The 15534-nt window shown below is 72.4% G+C and carries 15 protein-coding genes; 10 read left to right on the plus strand and 5 right to left on the minus strand.

The features are described from left to right. Window positions 1-47 precede the first annotated feature (47 nt). A complete protein-coding gene (locus tag ACFVYA_RS46030) occupies window positions 48-1202 on the minus strand; it encodes an acyl-CoA dehydrogenase family protein (protein WP_387054410.1) in 1155 nt (384 codons plus the stop codon). 77 nt (window positions 1203-1279) lie between these two features. On the opposite strand from ACFVYA_RS46030, the gene ACFVYA_RS46035 reads away from it, so the two are divergent. From ACFVYA_RS46035 to ACFVYA_RS46075, 9 genes are all read left to right on the plus strand, one after another. Next, on the plus strand, window positions 1280-2032 hold the full coding sequence (locus ACFVYA_RS46035; protein ID WP_387054412.1) for an ArsR family transcriptional regulator: 753 nt from the start codon (window positions 1280-1282) through the stop codon (window positions 2030-2032). Then, window positions 2029-2403, plus strand: coding sequence for a VOC family protein (locus tag ACFVYA_RS46040; RefSeq protein ID WP_387054414.1), 375 nt, complete (start codon window positions 2029-2031; stop codon window positions 2401-2403). Before ACFVYA_RS46035 ends, ACFVYA_RS46040 begins: the two co-directional genes overlap by 4 nt. A 9-nt stretch (window positions 2404-2412) precedes the next feature. After that, window positions 2413-3360: a threonine/serine dehydratase gene (locus tag ACFVYA_RS46045; protein WP_387054416.1), complete on the plus strand. Its 948-nt coding sequence runs from the start codon at window positions 2413-2415 to the stop codon at window positions 3358-3360. A 136-nt stretch (window positions 3361-3496) separates the two neighbouring features. Further along, complete coding sequence (locus ACFVYA_RS46050) at window positions 3497-4666, plus strand: glycosyl hydrolase (protein WP_387054418.1); 1170 nt, start codon at window positions 3497-3499, stop codon at window positions 4664-4666. A 15-nt stretch (window positions 4667-4681) separates the two neighbouring features. Further along, window positions 4682-5956 carry an extracellular solute-binding protein gene (locus ACFVYA_RS46055; protein ID WP_387054420.1) on the plus strand — a complete coding sequence of 425 codons (1275 nt, stop codon included), beginning with the start codon at window positions 4682-4684 and terminating at the stop codon, window positions 5954-5956. Between the two features lie 70 nt (window positions 5957-6026). Further along, entirely contained in the window at window positions 6027-6959 is a 933-nt protein-coding gene (locus tag ACFVYA_RS46060; protein ID WP_387054421.1) for a carbohydrate ABC transporter permease, read from the plus strand. Further along, window positions 6956-7774 carry a carbohydrate ABC transporter permease gene (locus tag ACFVYA_RS46065; RefSeq protein WP_285990576.1) on the plus strand — a complete coding sequence of 273 codons (819 nt, stop codon included), beginning with the start codon at window positions 6956-6958 and terminating at the stop codon, window positions 7772-7774. The genes ACFVYA_RS46060 and ACFVYA_RS46065 overlap by 4 nt, the downstream gene beginning before the upstream one ends. Beyond that, a complete protein-coding gene (locus ACFVYA_RS46070) occupies window positions 7774-9264 on the plus strand; it encodes a beta-N-acetylhexosaminidase (RefSeq protein WP_387054424.1) in 1491 nt (496 codons plus the stop codon). The genes ACFVYA_RS46065 and ACFVYA_RS46070 overlap by 1 nt, the downstream gene beginning before the upstream one ends. Window positions 9265-9341: 77 nt before the next feature. Continuing rightward, on the plus strand, window positions 9342-10040 hold the full coding sequence (locus ACFVYA_RS46075) for a GntR family transcriptional regulator (protein ID WP_285990574.1): 699 nt from the start codon (window positions 9342-9344) through the stop codon (window positions 10038-10040). Window positions 10041-10060: 20 nt separating this feature from the next. Here the strand turns inward: ACFVYA_RS46075 and ACFVYA_RS46080 are convergent, their stop codons facing one another. Beyond that, window positions 10061-11047 (minus strand): NAD-dependent epimerase/dehydratase family protein, encoded by a 987-nt coding sequence (locus ACFVYA_RS46080; RefSeq protein ID WP_387054427.1) that lies wholly within the window; start codon window positions 11045-11047, stop codon window positions 10061-10063. Between the two features lie 366 nt (window positions 11048-11413). Here ACFVYA_RS46080 and ACFVYA_RS46085 point away from each other — a divergent pair, with 366 nt between their 5' ends. After that, complete coding sequence (locus ACFVYA_RS46085) at window positions 11414-13810, plus strand: hypothetical protein (protein WP_387054429.1); 2397 nt, start codon at window positions 11414-11416, stop codon at window positions 13808-13810. Window positions 13811-13853: 43 nt separating this feature from the next. Here ACFVYA_RS46085 and ACFVYA_RS46090 read toward each other — a convergent pair whose 3' ends face one another. From ACFVYA_RS46090 to ACFVYA_RS46100, 3 genes are read right to left on the minus strand one after another with little or no spacing between them, the layout of a single operon-like run. Further along, complete coding sequence (locus ACFVYA_RS46090) at window positions 13854-14624, minus strand: MHYT domain-containing protein (RefSeq protein ID WP_387054430.1); 771 nt, start codon at window positions 14622-14624, stop codon at window positions 13854-13856. Window positions 14625-14637: 13 nt separating this feature from the next. After that, window positions 14638-15018: a DUF742 domain-containing protein gene (locus tag ACFVYA_RS46095; protein WP_387054432.1), complete on the minus strand. Its 381-nt coding sequence runs from the start codon at window positions 15016-15018 to the stop codon at window positions 14638-14640. Beyond that, complete coding sequence (locus ACFVYA_RS46100; protein WP_285990569.1) at window positions 15015-15500, minus strand: roadblock/LC7 domain-containing protein; 486 nt, start codon at window positions 15498-15500, stop codon at window positions 15015-15017. The genes ACFVYA_RS46095 and ACFVYA_RS46100 overlap by 4 nt, the downstream gene beginning before the upstream one ends. Window positions 15501-15534: the final 34 nt, after the last annotated feature.

The raw sequence follows: 15534 nt of genomic DNA on the forward strand, positions 1-15534 counted from the left end.
ATCCCCCCCCACCTCCGTTGCCCCCCCCCAACCACGCTCGCCCCGCCTCAGCCGAGGCGGTGGCGCCGGATCAGCTGCCGGGTGATCACCGAGCGCTGGATTTCGTTGGTGCCCTCGCCGACGATCATCAGCGGCGCGTCGCGGAAGTACCGTTCGCCGTCGAACTCCGTGGAATAGCCGTAGCCGCCGTGGACGCGGACCGCGTTCAGGGCGATCTCCATCGCCGTCTCGGAAGCGAACAGCTTCGCCATGCCCGCCTCGAGGTCCGCGCGCTCACCGGAGTCGTAGCGGCGGGCGGCGTGGTGCACCAGCTGGCGGGCCGCCTCCAGCTTGGTGGCCATGTCGGCGAGGAGGTTGCCGACCGACTGGTGCTGCCAGATCGGCTTGCCGAACGTCTCGCGTTCCTGGGCGTACCGCAGCGAATCCGCCAGCGCGGCCCGGCCGACGCCGAGGGCGCGGGCGGCGACCTGGATGCGGCCGATCTCCAGCCCGCGCATCATCTGCGCGAACCCCCGGCCCTCTTCCCCGCCCAGCAGCGCGGTGGCCGGGACCCGGAAGTCCGAAAAGGACAGCTCGCAGCTTTCGACGCCCTTGTACCCCAGTTTCGGGAGATCATGTGAGACGTGGAAGCCCGGGCCCTTCTCGGCCAGGAGGATGCTGATGCCCGCGTGTGCGGGCTCGGCGTGCGGGTCGGTCTTGCACAGCAGGGCAACCAGCTGCGAGCGGCGGGCGTTGGTGATCCAGGTCTTCGCGCCGTCGACCACGTAGGACTCCCCGTCACGGCGGGCGGTGGTGCGCAGGGCCTGCAGGTCGGAACCGCCGCCGGGCTCGGTCAGCGCCATCGTCGCGCGGACCTCGCCGGTGGCCATCCGCGGCAGGTAGCGCTCCTGCTGTTCTGGAGTGCCGTACGTGACGATCAGCTTCGCGACGACGGTGTGGCCGCCCATCGCGCCGGCGAGGCTCATCCACCCGCACGCCAGTTCCTCGGTGACCTCGGCGTAGCACCGGGCCGAGACCGGCGTGCCGCCCCAGGGCTCGGGAACGGCGAGCCCGAAGACGCCGAGTTCCTTCATCCGCTCGATGAGCGCTTCCGGATAGGTGTCGGTGTGCTCCAGTTCCCGCACCACCGGCCGGACGTCGTGGTCGACGAAGTCCCGCACCACCGCGACGATCGCGGCCTCCTCCTCGGTCAGCCCGTCCATCCGCTGTCCTCTCGCTCGGCTCGCACCCCCATCATGACGGCCTTTTCCATCAAACCCATTTGATGTATTGTCCGGGGATGGCCTCCGAGCCGCCCGTGTTCGTCCGTCTCGCCGCCCACCCGCTGCGGTGGGCGCTGCTGACCGCGCTCGCCGGCGGCGACCTGCGGGTCCGGGAGCTGGTGGAGCGCGTCGGCGAGCCGCAGAACCTGGTCTCCTACCACCTGCGGCTGCTGCGCGGCGGCGGGCTCGTCACCGCCACACGCAGCAGCTTCGACGGCCGGGACAGCTACTACCACCTCGATCTCGACCGCTGTGCGGGCGCGCTCGCCGAGACCGGTGCGGCCCTGCATCCCACCCTCGATCCCACCCTGCATCCCGCGCTGCGCCCGGAGGTCCCGCCGCCGGGGCGGGTGGCGGTGCTGTTCCTCTGCACCGGCAACAGCGCCCGGTCCCCGATCGCCGAAGCCCTGCTACGCCGTCGAGCCGCCGGAGAGGTGACGGTGACCAGCGCGGGCAGCCACCCGAAGGCCGCCCTGCACCCCGGCGTGATCCGGGCGCTCGGGGAGTTCGGCATCGACGTCCGCGGGCAGCGGCCGCGGCACCTGGACACGGTCGCCGGGCAGCGGTTCGACCACGTCATCACCGTGTGCGACAAGGTCCGCGAGGTCTGCCCCGAGTTCCCGCACCACCCACGGCGCCGCCACTGGAGCATCCCGGACCCGGCGGCGGATCCCGGCTCCTTCGCGCACACGGCGGCGGAGCTCGACACACGCGTCCGGCACCTGCTGCCGGAACTCGTTGCCAACCAGGACAAGGAGGTCCGGCCATGAGCGAGCAGTACGCGAGTGTCCGGTACGTCGTGGACGACGTCCCGGCGGCCATCGGGTTCTACACCACGCACCTGGGCTTCACGGTGCGGATGAGCGCGGCGCCGGCGTTCGCCGACGTCACCCGCGGTCCGCTGCGGCTGCTGCTTTCCGGCCCGGCGAGTTCCGGCGCCCGCGCCACCCCCGCGGACTCCGCCGCCGCCGGCCGGAACCGCATCCACCTGATCGTCGCGGACCTCGACGCCGAGATCGCCCGGCTGACCGACGCCGGAGTGGCGTTCCGCACCGAAGTGGTGTCCGGCCCCGGCGGACGCCAGATCCTCCTGGCGGACCCGGCCGGAAACCTCGTGGAGCTGTTCCAGCCCGCACACTAGGCTTCCGCCGTGCCGGAAACGCGCCTCGACCTCGCCCGGATCCAGGCGGCCCGCCAGGTGATCGACCCGGTCTTCCTGGACACGCCGCTGTACCCGTGCGAAGCGCTGGAACCGGTTCTCGGGTGTTCGGTGAGCATCAAGCTCGAGACGGCGAATCCGGTGCGGAGCTTCAAGGGCCGAGGCACCGAAGTGGTCGCCAGCGGGCTCGCCGGGGCGGTGGTGTGCGCCAGTGCGGGCAATCTCGGCCAAGCCCTCGCGTGGTCCGGGCGCGGGCGGGGGCTCGAGGTCACCGTCGTCGCCTCCCGCCACGCGACGGCGGCCAAGCTCGAGCGCATCCGCGCGCTGGGCGCCCGGCTCGAACTGGTGGACGGCGACCACGAATCGGCCCGCGAGCGCGCGGCCGCCATCGCCCGGCACGACGGCATCCGGCTGGTCGAAGACAGCCTGGACCTCGAAACCTGCGAGGGCGCGGCGACCATCGGCCTGGAACTGGTGGACGCCGCGCCGTCGTTCGACGCCGTCCTGATCGCCCTCGGCGGCGGCGCCCTCGCGACCGGGGTGGGGCACGTGGTGCGGTCCCGGGCCCCCGGCACCGAAGTGATCGGCATCCAGCCGGCGGGCGCTCCGGCGATGACCCGCTCGTGGCACGCCCGGCGCGTCGTCACCACCGGCCCGACGAACACGATCGCCGACGGCGTCGCCGGGCGGCGGCCGATCCCGGAGGTTCTGGCCGACCTCCTCGTCGTCGCGGACGACACCGTCCTCGTCGCGGAGGCGTCGATCATCGCGGGCATGCGCCTGTTGCTGGAGCACGCCGGCCTGGTCGTGGAACCGTCGGCGGCGCTGGGCATCGCGGCGATCCTCGAAGACCGGGACCGCTTCGCCGGCCGGCACGTGGTGACCGTCGTGTGCGGCGGCAACGTGGACATGAGCGCCTACCGCGACTGGGTGCGCTGACTGCCACAGAAATTACCAAAGGTAAGTTTTGCCGCCTCCTTGACTTTACCAATGGTCAGGGAGGAAGGTACTGGCCACCTGATTCGTCTAGACCAATCGGCGCTCCCCGCGGCAGGCCATCCCCAGGAGGAGACCCATGTCCCGCAGCAGCATCCGGACCACCACCGCAGCCTTGACGAGCCTCGCCACCGCGGCCACGGCCGCCCTTGTCCTCTCCGGCGGGGCCGACGCCAGCCCGGCGTCCGCCGCCGCCGGCTGCGGTGTGCTCTTCGACGACTTCCACTACTCCTCGCCCGGCGATGGCGCCTTCGGCGGCGCCGGGTGGACGACCCGCAACGACGTCGGCAGCCCCGGCGTGCCGGGCGCGCGCTGGCTCACGGGCAACATCAGCTTCCCGGCCGTGAACGGCGAGCGCGTCGCCCAGCTCACCGCCACCACCGACGGCAGCGCCGCCGGCACGACCCACGCGGAGCTGTACCAGAACCAGCTGCGGTTCTTCGAAGGCACGTACGCCAGCCGCGTCCGCTTCACCGACGCGCCGGACAGCGGCCCCGACGGCGACCACGTCAACGAAACCTACTTCACGATTTCCCCGCTGCGGTACGACCGCGACCCGCTCTACAGCGAACTCGACTTCTCCGAGTACCTGCCCAACGGCGGCTGGGGCGGCTCGCAGGCGAACTACCAGACCAGCTGGTACACCTACTGGAACAACCCGACGTGGGACGGGCTGCGCACGTCCACCGCGCAGAACCGCAGCCTCGCCGGCTGGCACGACATCGTCACCCAGGTCTCCGGCGGGCACGTGAAGTACTACATCGACGGCGTGCTCACCGCGGACCACACCACCGACGCGCAGGGCAACCCGGTGTACCCGCGCACCCCGATGTCGATCAACTACAACATGTGGTTCATCGACACCGCCGGCCACAGCGGCGGCACCAGCGCCTACACCGAGCAGGTCGACTGGACCTACTACGCGGGCAACCAGGTCGTTTCCCCGGCCGACGCCGTCGCGCAGGCCGGGCAGTACCGCTCCGCCGGAACGTCCCATGTGGACAGCGTCAACGGCTGTACCACGCCGACCACCCCACCGGCGGCCACCACCACGCCGCCGACGGCCACCACTCCGACCACCCCGTCCCAGCCCGCGAACTGTTCGTCGGCACCGGAATGGGACTGGGGCACGGTGTACCTGGAAGGTCAGCGGGCCAAGCACAACGCCCACCTCTGGCAAGCGAACTGGTGGACCCAGGGTTCGGAGCCCGGCGTCACCGCCCAGTGGCGCGACCTCGGCCACTGCTGACGCTCAGGAGCTCCCATGCGCAGACGCACCCTCGCCGCCGCCCTGGCCGTCACCGCCGTGACCGCCTCCGCCTGCGACACGGTCACCCCCGCTCCCGCCGCCCACGGCGGCGAGCTGACCGTCTGGCTGATGAACGGCGACCTCAGCGACAAGGCCACCGCGGCGATCGGCGCCGCGTTCGAGAAGGCCACCGGCGCGAAGGTCACCGTGCGGATCCAGGAATGGGACAACATCAACACGAAGATCAGCACCGCACTGGCCCAGGACACCACGCCGGACGTCATCGAAATCGGCAACACCGACGTCCCGCTGTTCGCCGCCAACGGCGCGCTGACCGACCTCACCCCGCACCGCGACGAGCTCGCCGCGGGCCAGACCTGGCTGCCCGGCCTGGCCGGACCGGCCACTGTGGACGGACACCTCTACGGCGCGCCGCTGTTCGCCGGCAACCGCGCGGTGATCTACGACAAGCAGGTCTGGGCCGACGCCGGCGTCACCGCCCCGCCGAAGACACTCCCGGAGTTCACCGCGGCTCTGGACAAGATCAAGGCGAAACACCCGGCCCCGGACTACTCGGCCTTCCACTTCCCGGGCCGGTACTGGTTCGGCGCGCTGCAGTTCGTCTGGGACGCCGGCGGGCAGCTGGCCACGCAGCGGGACGGGAAGTGGACCGGCGCCCTCGAAAGCCCCGAGGCGCTGAAGGGGCTGCAGGCGTGGAAGGACTTCCAGAACGCCTACTCCTCCCCCGCGTCCCGCAACGTCGACACCAAGGCCCCCGACCAGGCCGCCATCTTCTCCGCCGGCGGGGCCGCGGCCATCCTCGACACGAGCGTCAACACCGTGCTCAAGAACAAGCCGGAGCTGAAGGACCGGCTGGGCACGTTCCCGTTCCCGAGCGCCACGCCCGGGAAGACGCAGCCGGTGTTCCTCGGCGGCTCGGACCTCGCCGTCGCCGCCAAGAGCCGCAACCAGGACCTCGCGCTGGCCTACCTGAAGGCGGCGACGGACCCGGCCGTGCAGCGGGACGCCATCGCCGGCATCGACGGCTGGACGCCGATTTCGACCGAGCTGATCGACCGGATCACGCCGACGCTGCCGCCGCTCAACGTCGCGTTCGCCACCGCGGCGAAGACCAGCGTCGCCACCCCGGCCGCCCCCGGCTGGGCGACCATCGAAAGCGACAAGTCCATCAACACGTTCTTCGCCGACATCGCCACCGGGCGCCGGCCGGTCGCCGACGCGGCCCGGGAGTTCGACGCCCACCTGACCGAGGCGCTGGGCGCCCGCTGACCGGCGGGGTGGCCCGGCCGACCGCCGTCCCCGCCGAGCCACCCCGCCCCTGTTCCGCGAAGGAGTCCTCGTGCTGCTCGAAAAGGCGCCCACCCGGGAAAGAACGGCGGCCCGCCGCCGCCGATCCCTGCTGCCCTACGGCCTGCTCCTGCCCGCGGCCGCGCTGCTCGGGCTCGTGCTCGGCTACCCGCTCGTCCGGCTGGTCGTCATTTCGCTGCAGGACTACGGGCTGCGGTCGCTGTTCACCGGCACGACGCGCTTCGCCGGCGGGGACAACTACGCCGCTGTCCTCGCCGATCCCCAGCTGGCCGGAGTTCTGGGGCGCAGCCTCGGGTTCTGCGCCGCGCTGGTGGCGGGCACGCTCGTGATCGCGTCCGGCGTCGCGTTGCTGCTGCGAGGCCTGGGCCGCCGGATGCGCACGGCGGTCACCCTCTGCCTGATCGCGGCGTGGGCCCTGCCGAACGTGGCGTCCACCCTGGTCTGGCAGTGGCTCTTCCAGCCCGGCTACGGCGTGGTGAACTGGCTGCTGACCCGGCTCGGGTTCGGAGACCTCACCCAGCACGACTGGACCACGACCCCGGCGTCGGCGTTCACCCTCGTCTGGCTGCTGGTCGTGTGGCAGTCGGTCCCGTTCGCCGCGCTCACCCTGCACGCCGGCCTCTCGCAGATCCCGCGGTCCTACTACGAAGCCGCGGCGCTGGACGGCGCCGGGGCGTGGCGGATGCACCGCACGATCACCGTCCCGTTCCTGCAGCCGATCCTCGGCCTGGTCACCATCCTCTCGGTCATCTGGGACTTCACCGTGTTCAACCAGATCTGGATCCTCACCCAGGGCGGCCCGGGCGGCGGCACGACGACGCTCGGCATCTGGACCTTCACGCGCGCCTTCAGCCGCAACGACTTCGGCCAGGGCGCGGCGATCGCCGTCGTCTCGGTCGCGCTGCTCGTCGGCCTGACCGCCGTGTACGTGCGGCGGCTCGTCCGTTCCGGGGAGGACCTGTGATCCGGCGGCTCGGCCGGAACACGGCGGCCGCCGTGTTCTGCCTCGTGTGGATCTTCCCGGTCTACTGGATGGTGCTCACCGCGTTCAAGCCGGCGGGCAAGATCCTCAGCCCCACCCCCGAGTTCCTGCCCGTCGACGTCACGCTGGACAACTTCGCCGGCGCGGTCGCCAAGCCCGGGTTCGTCCAGGACCTGGCCAACAGCGTCGTGGTCGTCGTGGCGGTCGTCCTCCTGTCCATCGTGGTCGCGTTCCTGGCCGCGACGGCGTTGACGCGCTTCCGGTTCTTCGGGCGGCGCAGCTTCCTCATCGGTGTGCTGGTGCTCCAGATGGTGCCGGTGCCCGCGCTGGTCATCCCGCTGTTCCTCGGCCTCAAGAGCGCGCACCTGCTCGACACGCTGCCCGGGCTGATCCTGACCTACGTGGCGCTCGTGCTGCCGTTCACGATCTGGACGCTGCGCGGCTTCCTGCACGGCATCCCGGTCGAACTGGAGGAAGCGGCGATGGTCGACGGCGCGACGCGCGGGCGGGTCATGCGTTCGGTCCTGCTGCCGCTCGTGCTGCCCGGGCTGATCGCGACCAGCGTGTTCGCCTTCATCACCGCGTGGAACGACTTCCTGTTCGCCTACGTGATCATGAAGGACAGCTCGGGCTACACGCTGCCGGTCTGGCTGGTTTCGTTCAGCACCAGCACGGGCACCGACTACGGCGGCCTCATCGCCGCGTCGACGCTGTTCGCGCTGCCCGTCGTCGTCTTCTTCGCGCTCGTGCAGCGCCACCTGGTCGAAGGCATGACCGCGGGCGCGGTGAAGGGCTGATGCTCGTCCCCCGCCCCGCGCGGCTGACCCGCCGCGCCGGTTCCTGCGTGCCCACCGGGATCCTGGCGGGCCCCGGCACCCACGGCCCGGCCCGGCTGCTCGCCGCGTACACCGGCCTCCCGCTGGTCCCCGGCGGACCCGTCATCCGGCTCGCCCGGAAACCGGGGCTCGGGCCGGAGGAGTACACCCTGGAAGTCACCCCCGGCCGCGCGCTCCTCACCGCGTCCACGGAAGCGGGCCTGCTCGCCGGGGTGCAGACCATCCGCCAGCTGCACCCGCGGCTGCCGTGCCTGACGATCCGCGACGCGCCCCGCCTGCCGTGGCGCGGGGTACTGCTCGACGTCGCCCGCCACTTCCTGCCGCTCGCATTCCTGCGCGAGTTCGTCGACCTGCTGGCCCTGCACAAGTACAACGTCCTGCAGCTGCACCTCACCGACGACCAGGGCTGGCGGATCGAGATCGGCGGGTGGCCCCGGCTCACCGAAGTCGGGGCCTGGCGCGCGGAGTCGATGGTCGGACCGGCGGGCAGCGGCGTCTTCGACGGCGTGCCGCACGGCGGCTTCTACACCCAGCGGGAGCTGCGCGACCTGGTCGCCTTCGCCGCGGAACGCGGGGTGCGGATCGTGCCGGAGATCGAGCTGCCCGGGCACGTGCGCGCGGCGCTGGCCGCCTACCCGTCGCTGGGCAACCGGCCTTCGGTGGCACAGCCGGTGTGGACGGAGTGGGGCATCAGCCCGGACATCCTCGGCGTCCACGACGAGACCTTCGCCTTCTGCCGGGACGTGCTGACGCAGGTCGCGGGGGTGTTCCCTTCGCCGTACCTCCACATCGGCGGCGACGAATGCCCGACCACGCAGTGGGAGACCAGCCCGGACGCGCGGGCCACCGCGGCCCGCCTCGGAGTGCGCCCCGCCGAACTCCACCCGTGGTTCCTCGGCCGGCTGCACGACGTCGTCGCGGAGCTGGGCCGCCGGGCCGTGTGCTGGGACGAGACCGGCCACGCCGCGGGACGGCTGCCCGCGGACCTGGTCGTCACCGCGTGGCGCGACCCCGCCCACGGCGCGCTCGCCGTCGCCCGCGGCCACCAGGTCGTCATGGCACCGCACACGTCGACGTACTTCGACTACCGGCAGAGCGAGGATCCCGGCGAGCCGCCGCGCGGACCCGTGACGACCCTCGAGGACGTCTACCGCTTCGATCCCCTGGCGGGCGGGCTGCCGGTCAGCGACGGGACGGCGCCCGGGGTGCTGGGCACCCAGGCCCAGCTGTGGACCGAGCACGCGCCGACGCCCGAGCACGTGCGGCACCTGGCGTTCCCGCGGCTGTGCGCACTGGCCGAACGGGCGTGGTCGCCGCCGGGCCACGGTTATGCTGATTTCCACCAGCGCCTGGCCGGGCACCTCGACCGGCTGCGGGCGCTGGGCGCCCTGCCGAAGGAGCGCGTCCGGTTCGCCGGCGCGCACGGAGTATCCGGGAAGACGGTGCCTTGACCGCTGTGTCCTCCGGGGGCTCCGCCGCCCGGAAGCCCCGAAAAGAAGGTGCCGAGCCGGCGGACCGGCCGCCCACCGTGAAGCGCGACCGCGTCCGGCGGCACCTGCTGAAGGTGATCGAGAACGCCGGCCCCGGCACCGGGCTCGCCTCCGAACGCGACCTCGCCGCGGAGCTGGGCGTCTCGCGCCCGACCGTCCGCGCCGCCATCGACGAGCTGACCCGCACCGGGCTGCTGGTGCGCCAGCGCGGCCGGGGCACGTTCACCAGCCCGCACAAGGTCACCCAGGAACTGGCGACCGGGCTCGCGGTGCCGCCGGCGGAAGGCCACTGGACCAGCCGGGTGGTCGCGTTCGCGGTTTCCCCGGCCCCGCGGTCACTGGCCGGGGAACTGGAACTCGAGCCGGCCACGCCGGTGCTGCGCGTCACCCGGGTCCGGTACGTCGACGACGAACCGATCGCGATCGAAGGCCTGACGCTGCCCGCTGCCCTGGTCCCCGGTCTGCACCCGGCGGACCTGGAGGCGGGCAACTTCTACCGGCTGCTGCGGGAACGCTTCGGGATCGCCGTGCAGGACGCGGTGCAGACGATCGAGCCCGCGGTCACCGACCCCGGCCAGGCCGAGCTCCTCGAAATCGCGGTGTACGCCCCGATCCTGCACATCGAACGGCTCACCCGGGACACCACGGGCCGGATCGTCGAGCTGACCCGCTCCGCCTACCGCGGCGACCGTTACCGCATCACGTCGAAACTCCGCTTCGACGCCGAATCCGGTTAGCGCCCCGGTGCCGGTCGGCTTCAGCCGAGGGCGTCGAGCAACTCCCGCTCACGCCGCGCACTCAGACCCGCACCCCGCTCCCGGTCCAGCCCCTGCTCACGCTCCCAACGCACCGTGTCCGCCAGCAACTCCGCCCGGGGCCGGTGCCGCAACCCCGCGGCACGGGCCGCCGACCCGTCCCGGGCCGACCACCCTTCCCAGCCCGGCTCGACCAGCCACATCGCCAGGGATTCGGGCCCCATGTACTCGGCCACGCCGTGGGCGCGCAGCCACGCCGGTTCGGCGGTGACCACCGGGCCGGTGTGGCCGCCGGCCGCGCGGGACAGCTCGATCCACTCGCCGAACGGAACGATCGGGCCCACCGCGTTGTAGGTGCCGGTGGTGCCGGTCTCCGCGCAGTCGAGCAGCCAGGCGGTGAGGTCCCGCACGTCGACCACCTGGGTGGGCACGGCCGGGGTGCCGGGGACGAGCATCGGCCCCCGCGGATCGCGGGCCGCGCGGGCGGCCCAGTAGCCGGAGCGCCCGGTGTGATCGCCCGGGCCGCCGATGAGCCCGGCCCGGGCGACGAGGAGGCGCTCGCCCACCGCGGCCGCCGACGCCTGCTCGCAGGCGACCTTCGCTTCTCCGTACAACTCGCGGCCGACCTCGCTCCGGTCCGTCGGGGCGAGCAAGGCCGCGGACTCGCCGGCTCCCGGGGTGGCGTGGGAGGCGTAGACGTTGCCGGACGAGACGTACACCCAGTGCCCGGCCTTGGCGCCCAGTGCGTCGAGCGCTCCGCGGACGAAACCCGGCTGCCACGAGACCTCGACGACCGCGTCCCACACCCGGTCGAGGAGGGGCTCGTACGCCGATGGGGTGCGCCGGTCGGCGACGACCAGGGTCGCGCCGTCCGCGGCTTTTCCGCTCTCGCCGCGCGCGAGGCAGGTCACCCGGTGGCCGCGTTCGATCGCCCGCCGCGACAGCTCCCGAGCCACCCACGCCGTTCCGCCCAGCACCAAGATCTCCATACCGACACCCAAGCACCGAGATCACCACCGGGCCAGCGAATTCGCTCACAGCTGATGATGGGCCGCAGGATCGGGCTTCCGGTGAATAAATCATCGGACACTTCGGAAAACGTCGTTTCTTAGCCGACCCTCGTTACTCGAAAGAGTGAACGCGGACGGCGTTCGAGTGACGGCTACCCCGAAACCCGCTCGTCACGGCAGGTGCCCACCACGGCAGACGGCCCAGCAATTGCGCTGTTCGCATCGCCTTTTCGGCGCCCGGGTGAGAGCGCTTCAACCGCACTGCCGGAACGGCATAGGATTTTCCTTCGGCCAGGAAAACGTTTCCCGGCGCATTTCACCTCTTTCCAGAATCGAGGACCAACCATGCGAAGACGCATGCTGGGGGCGGTCCTGCCCCTGGTGCTCGCGACGGCCGCCGCCGTCCCGCTGCCCGCGGCCGCCGACCCCGCACCGGCGGTCTCGGCGCTGACGAAGTCCGTGCAGGGCACCGGATCCCCGGCCGCGCACGGCGCGACCGCGAACTGGGTCGTCGGCTACGAAGACCACGCGACCACGACCGGCGCCGCCGCCATCACCGACGCCGTCGGCGCCGGCCAGGCCTACCAGTCCGGCTCGCTGCACGTCCCGCCCGGCTGGACGCCGGAGTGGTCCACCGACGGCAGCACGTTCGCCGGCGCCGAACCGGCGTCCGGGGTCACCGCCGTCCGCGCGACGAACCCCGCCGCCGGACCCGACGCGACCCAGCTGACCGGCGCCCTCACCCCGCCCGTGCAGGCGGTGACCACCGCGACCGGCGGCGACGGCTTCTCGCCGATCCTCTACCGCACGCCGAGCGGCGCGCTGCAGGCCTGGAACATCTACCACCACCTGGGGGCCGCGTCGCCGAAGGTGGTCTGCACCGAGCTCGCCACCGGCGCGCGGTGCCCGGGCGGCCCGTGGCCGAAGGTGCTCAACACCGCGACCGGCCCGCTCGGCACCCTGGGGGCCGGGGACATCGCCACCACCATGGTCGAGCAGTACGTGCGCGACCCCGCGGCGCCCGCGAAGGTCTACTACCCCGCCGTCACGGCGGCTTCCGTCGGTGTCGCCTGCCTCGACATGGCCGCCTCGGCCAACTGCGGGTACTGGCCGCTGGCCGCCATCGGCGGATCGCCCGCGGTCCGCAGCATCACCGGGCTCGTGGAGACCGGCGGCAACCTCTACGGCCTGATCAGCAGCGGCGCGGTGGTCTGCTGGACCATCGCCACCCAGAGCGCCTGCGGCGGCCAGCCGTACGCGCCGATCGCGCCGCCCATCGGGGTGAACTCGTACGTCTACGGCGCGCTGGACGTCGTGGCGGGCAAGGTGTTCGCGTCGTCGTCGGACCCCAACACCGGGCAGCAGCCGTCACTCGGCTGTTTCGACCCGGCAACGGCCACGGCGTGCGCCGGCTGGGCTTCCTGGCGGCCGACCGGACCGGCGGGCAACTACACCTACAACGCCTACACGGCGTTCGGCACGACCGGCGCCCCGGTGGGGGTGTGCTCGTCGACGACCGGCGGCACCAACGTCACGACGTGCTACGCCCTCGACGGCTCGGCGCTGCCGGCACCGCCGGGCGCGGCCGCGCTGCCGAACGGGACGTACGTCTTCAACCCGGAGGTCGTCACCGACCCGAGCGGCCACCTGCGCAGCTACCTCCCGGTCTGGAACGGGGGGATCGCGGGCGCGGCGGTGTGCCACGACTGGACGACGGGAGCGGCGTGCGCCGGGCTGCCCGCCCGGATCACCCACCCCTCCGTGAACGGGGGCGCCACGCGGGACTACGGCTACGCGTACGACCAGCCGTCGGGCTGCCTGATCGGCCTGGGCGACGCGGGCGTGCTGTTCTCGATGGACCCGATCACCGGCGCCACGCCGTGTGTCCGCTCCGGCGGGCAGGTCACCCTGCGTCCGGGTGATTTCTACTGCGACGGCGGTGCCCACGTCCAGGGCTACACGACCGCGCGGCTGACGGGCGTCGACCCGGCGAACGTCGACTTCGCGGCGTCGCGGGTGACGGTCGTCGACCAGGACAACGCGGTGGTGCCGACCCCGGGCTTCGCCCCGGACGGCTCGGTCGACCTCAGCGGCGTCTCGGTGGCGGCGCACCCGTCGATCACCGTGACGACGACACTGGTCCTGCACAGTGCGGCGGGCTTCAGCGGTTCGCTGGTGGTCGACTTCGCGGGCGACGCACCCCAGCTGTGCTTCCGCACGACCATCTCGCCGGACTGCGCGGTGACGTCGGTGGCGAACACGGCGACGGGCACGGATGCGACGGGTTCGTTCAGCTCCAACACGGTGACGCTGCCGGTCGCCCCGGGCGCGTCGTGCACCCCGAAGGTGACCGTGGCGAAGGAGATCTGCACGGCGGTCCACCCGGCCCAGTGCGGCCCGGGCGGCGCCGGGCCGTGGGCGAAACAGGCCCCGGTCGGTCTGCTCGGCGTGCTCGCGGCGTCGGCGTACTGGCGGATCACCGTGACGAACGAAGGTCCGGTGGGGATCACGTCCGCGCAGGTCGTGGACACCGTCGAGCCGTCGTGCCAGACGGGTCCGTTCGCGCTGGCGGCGGGCCAGTCGAAGCAGGTGTACTGCGCGACGTACGCACTGCTGAACCTGTTCCCGATCACCAACAAGGCGAAGGTGACCTACGTCCCGGTGAACGTCCCGCCGGGGACGCCGCCGTCCACAACGGACTGGTCGTCGGCCAAGGCCTGCTCGCTGCTGTGCAGCCTGTGAGGAGGTGAGATCGCCGGCCCGCGGACGTGCTCCGCGGGCCGGCTCACACCGCGACGACGTCGCCCGCGGCCGGCTCGGCCCCGGCGGCCTCCGGCGAAACCGCCGGCGCCACCAGGACCGCGCACAGCGGCACGGCCATCGCGATCGCCGCCAGCACGAACACCGGGAACAGGAAGGAGAACACCTCCGCGCCCGCCGGGTCCGGGGCGTTCGGGTCCATCGTCATCCGGACCGCCGCCATGCCCGTGTAGTGCATGCCCGTCACCGCCGCGCCCATCACGAAGCCGGCCAGCAGCCGCAGCGAAAGGCGGTCGAGGAAGACCGCGAACCACAGCGCCGCGGTCGCCGCCACCACCGCGATCACCACCGAGAGGACCACCAGGCCGCCGTCGTAGCCGAAGTCGCCCTTCACCCGCAGCGCCGACATCCCCGTGTAGTGCATGACATTCACCGCCAGGCCGGTGAGGACGCCGCCGAGGGCGAGGCGCCACCAGCCGAACTTCGCGCGGCCGCCCACCACCACGAGCCCCGCGAACACCGCCGCCACCGACAGGATCGCCGACAGGACCGTGCGGAAGATGTCGTAGCGGACCGGCATGCCCGGGGTGCTGAAGCCGAGCATGGCCACGAAGTGCATCAGCCAGATGCCGACCCCGCCGATCGAAATGGCGGCCAGCACCAGCCACCGCACGCGGTGGCGGGGATCGGCCGCGTGGCGGGCTTGGACCGCGCACGCCAGCCCGAGCGCGCAGCCGACCACCGACGTCAGGTACGCGAGCACGAGCAGCCAGTGCCCCAGCGCGAAATGCTCCATGGCGAAGTCCTCTCTACAGGTCGCGCAGCCCGTGCAGCACGCGTTCCATCAGGTCGTGGCGCTCGTCCCAGGTGGCCGTGTCCGACAGCGTGTCGCGGACGATCACCAGGTAGTCCTGCATCAGGTCCGACACGAGCACGCGGACCACGCCGAGCGGCAGGCCCAGCAGCGCGGCGATTTCCATCAGCGACCGCGGCCGGACGCACAGCTCGAGCACTTCCGACAGCGCGCTCGACGTCTGGTAGACGGCCTCGGCCCGGCCGTCGGCGGTGGTCTCGACCAGGGCTTCGACGGCGATTTCGACGGACGGGGCCGTCCGGCCTTCGGTCCACGCGTAGGGGCGGGCCAGCGCCGGGCTGCGGCGCGGCTCGTCCCCGGGCGGGTCGTCGATCACCGGTGGTCCTGGGCCACCGGTATCTCGCGCGCGGGCACGTCGACCTTCTGCCCCACCCGCTCGACCAGCATCGTCATCTCGTAGCCGACCAGCCCGATGTCGCAGCCGGTCGAGGCGAGCACGACGAGGTTCGAGCCGTCGCCGACGCTCATCAGCAGCAGGAAACCCTGTTCCATCTCGATCACCGACTGCACGACCCGCCCGGCGGTGAACAGCTCGGCGGTGCCGAGCGACAGGCTGGACAGGCCGGACGCGATGGCCGCGAGCTGGTCACCGCGTTCCCGGGGCAGGGTGTCGTCGGCCGCCACGAGCAGGCCGTCGGCGGAGACGAGCACGGCGTGCGCGACGCCCGAGACGTCCTGGACGAACCCGTTGACGAGCCAGTTCAGCGTCGCGGACCGTGCGGGCGGCGCGGGGAGCGTCCCGCTGAGGGAGCGGGCCGCCGGCCCGGTGGCGGCCCGCCGGGGGTGCAGTTCCGTCATCGCGGATCCACTTCGTCCTTTCCGGATTGTTCGG

Source organism: Amycolatopsis sp. NPDC058278 (assembly GCF_042881395.1).
In the GTDB taxonomy this organism is placed as follows: domain Bacteria; phylum Actinomycetota; class Actinomycetes; order Mycobacteriales; family Pseudonocardiaceae; genus Amycolatopsis.

Bases quoted from the DNA above. Each gene is read 5' to 3' on its own strand.
- ACFVYA_RS46030 (WP_387054410.1), bottom strand. From the start codon at position 1,202: ATGGACGGGCTGACCGAGGAGGAGGCCGCGATCGTCGCGGTGGTGCGG.
- ACFVYA_RS46035 (WP_387054412.1), top strand. From the start codon at position 1,280: ATGGCCTCCGAGCCGCCCGTGTTCGTCCGTCTCGCCGCCCACCCGCTG.
- ACFVYA_RS46040 (WP_387054414.1), top strand. From the start codon at position 2,029: ATGAGCGAGCAGTACGCGAGTGTCCGGTACGTCGTGGACGACGTCCCG.
- ACFVYA_RS46050 (WP_387054418.1), top strand. From the start codon at position 3,497: ATGTCCCGCAGCAGCATCCGGACCACCACCGCAGCCTTGACGAGCCTC.
- ACFVYA_RS46055 (WP_387054420.1), top strand. From the start codon at position 4,682: ATGCGCAGACGCACCCTCGCCGCCGCCCTGGCCGTCACCGCCGTGACC.
- ACFVYA_RS46070 (WP_387054424.1), top strand. From the start codon at position 7,774: ATGCTCGTCCCCCGCCCCGCGCGGCTGACCCGCCGCGCCGGTTCCTGC.
- ACFVYA_RS46080 (WP_387054427.1), bottom strand. From the start codon at position 11,047: ATGGAGATCTTGGTGCTGGGCGGAACGGCGTGGGTGGCTCGGGAGCTG.
- ACFVYA_RS46085 (WP_387054429.1), top strand. From the start codon at position 11,414: ATGCGAAGACGCATGCTGGGGGCGGTCCTGCCCCTGGTGCTCGCGACG.
- ACFVYA_RS46090 (WP_387054430.1), bottom strand. From the start codon at position 14,624: ATGGAGCATTTCGCGCTGGGGCACTGGCTGCTCGTGCTCGCGTACCTG.
- ACFVYA_RS46100 (WP_285990569.1), bottom strand. From the start codon at position 15,500: ATGACGGAACTGCACCCCCGGCGGGCCGCCACCGGGCCGGCGGCCCGC.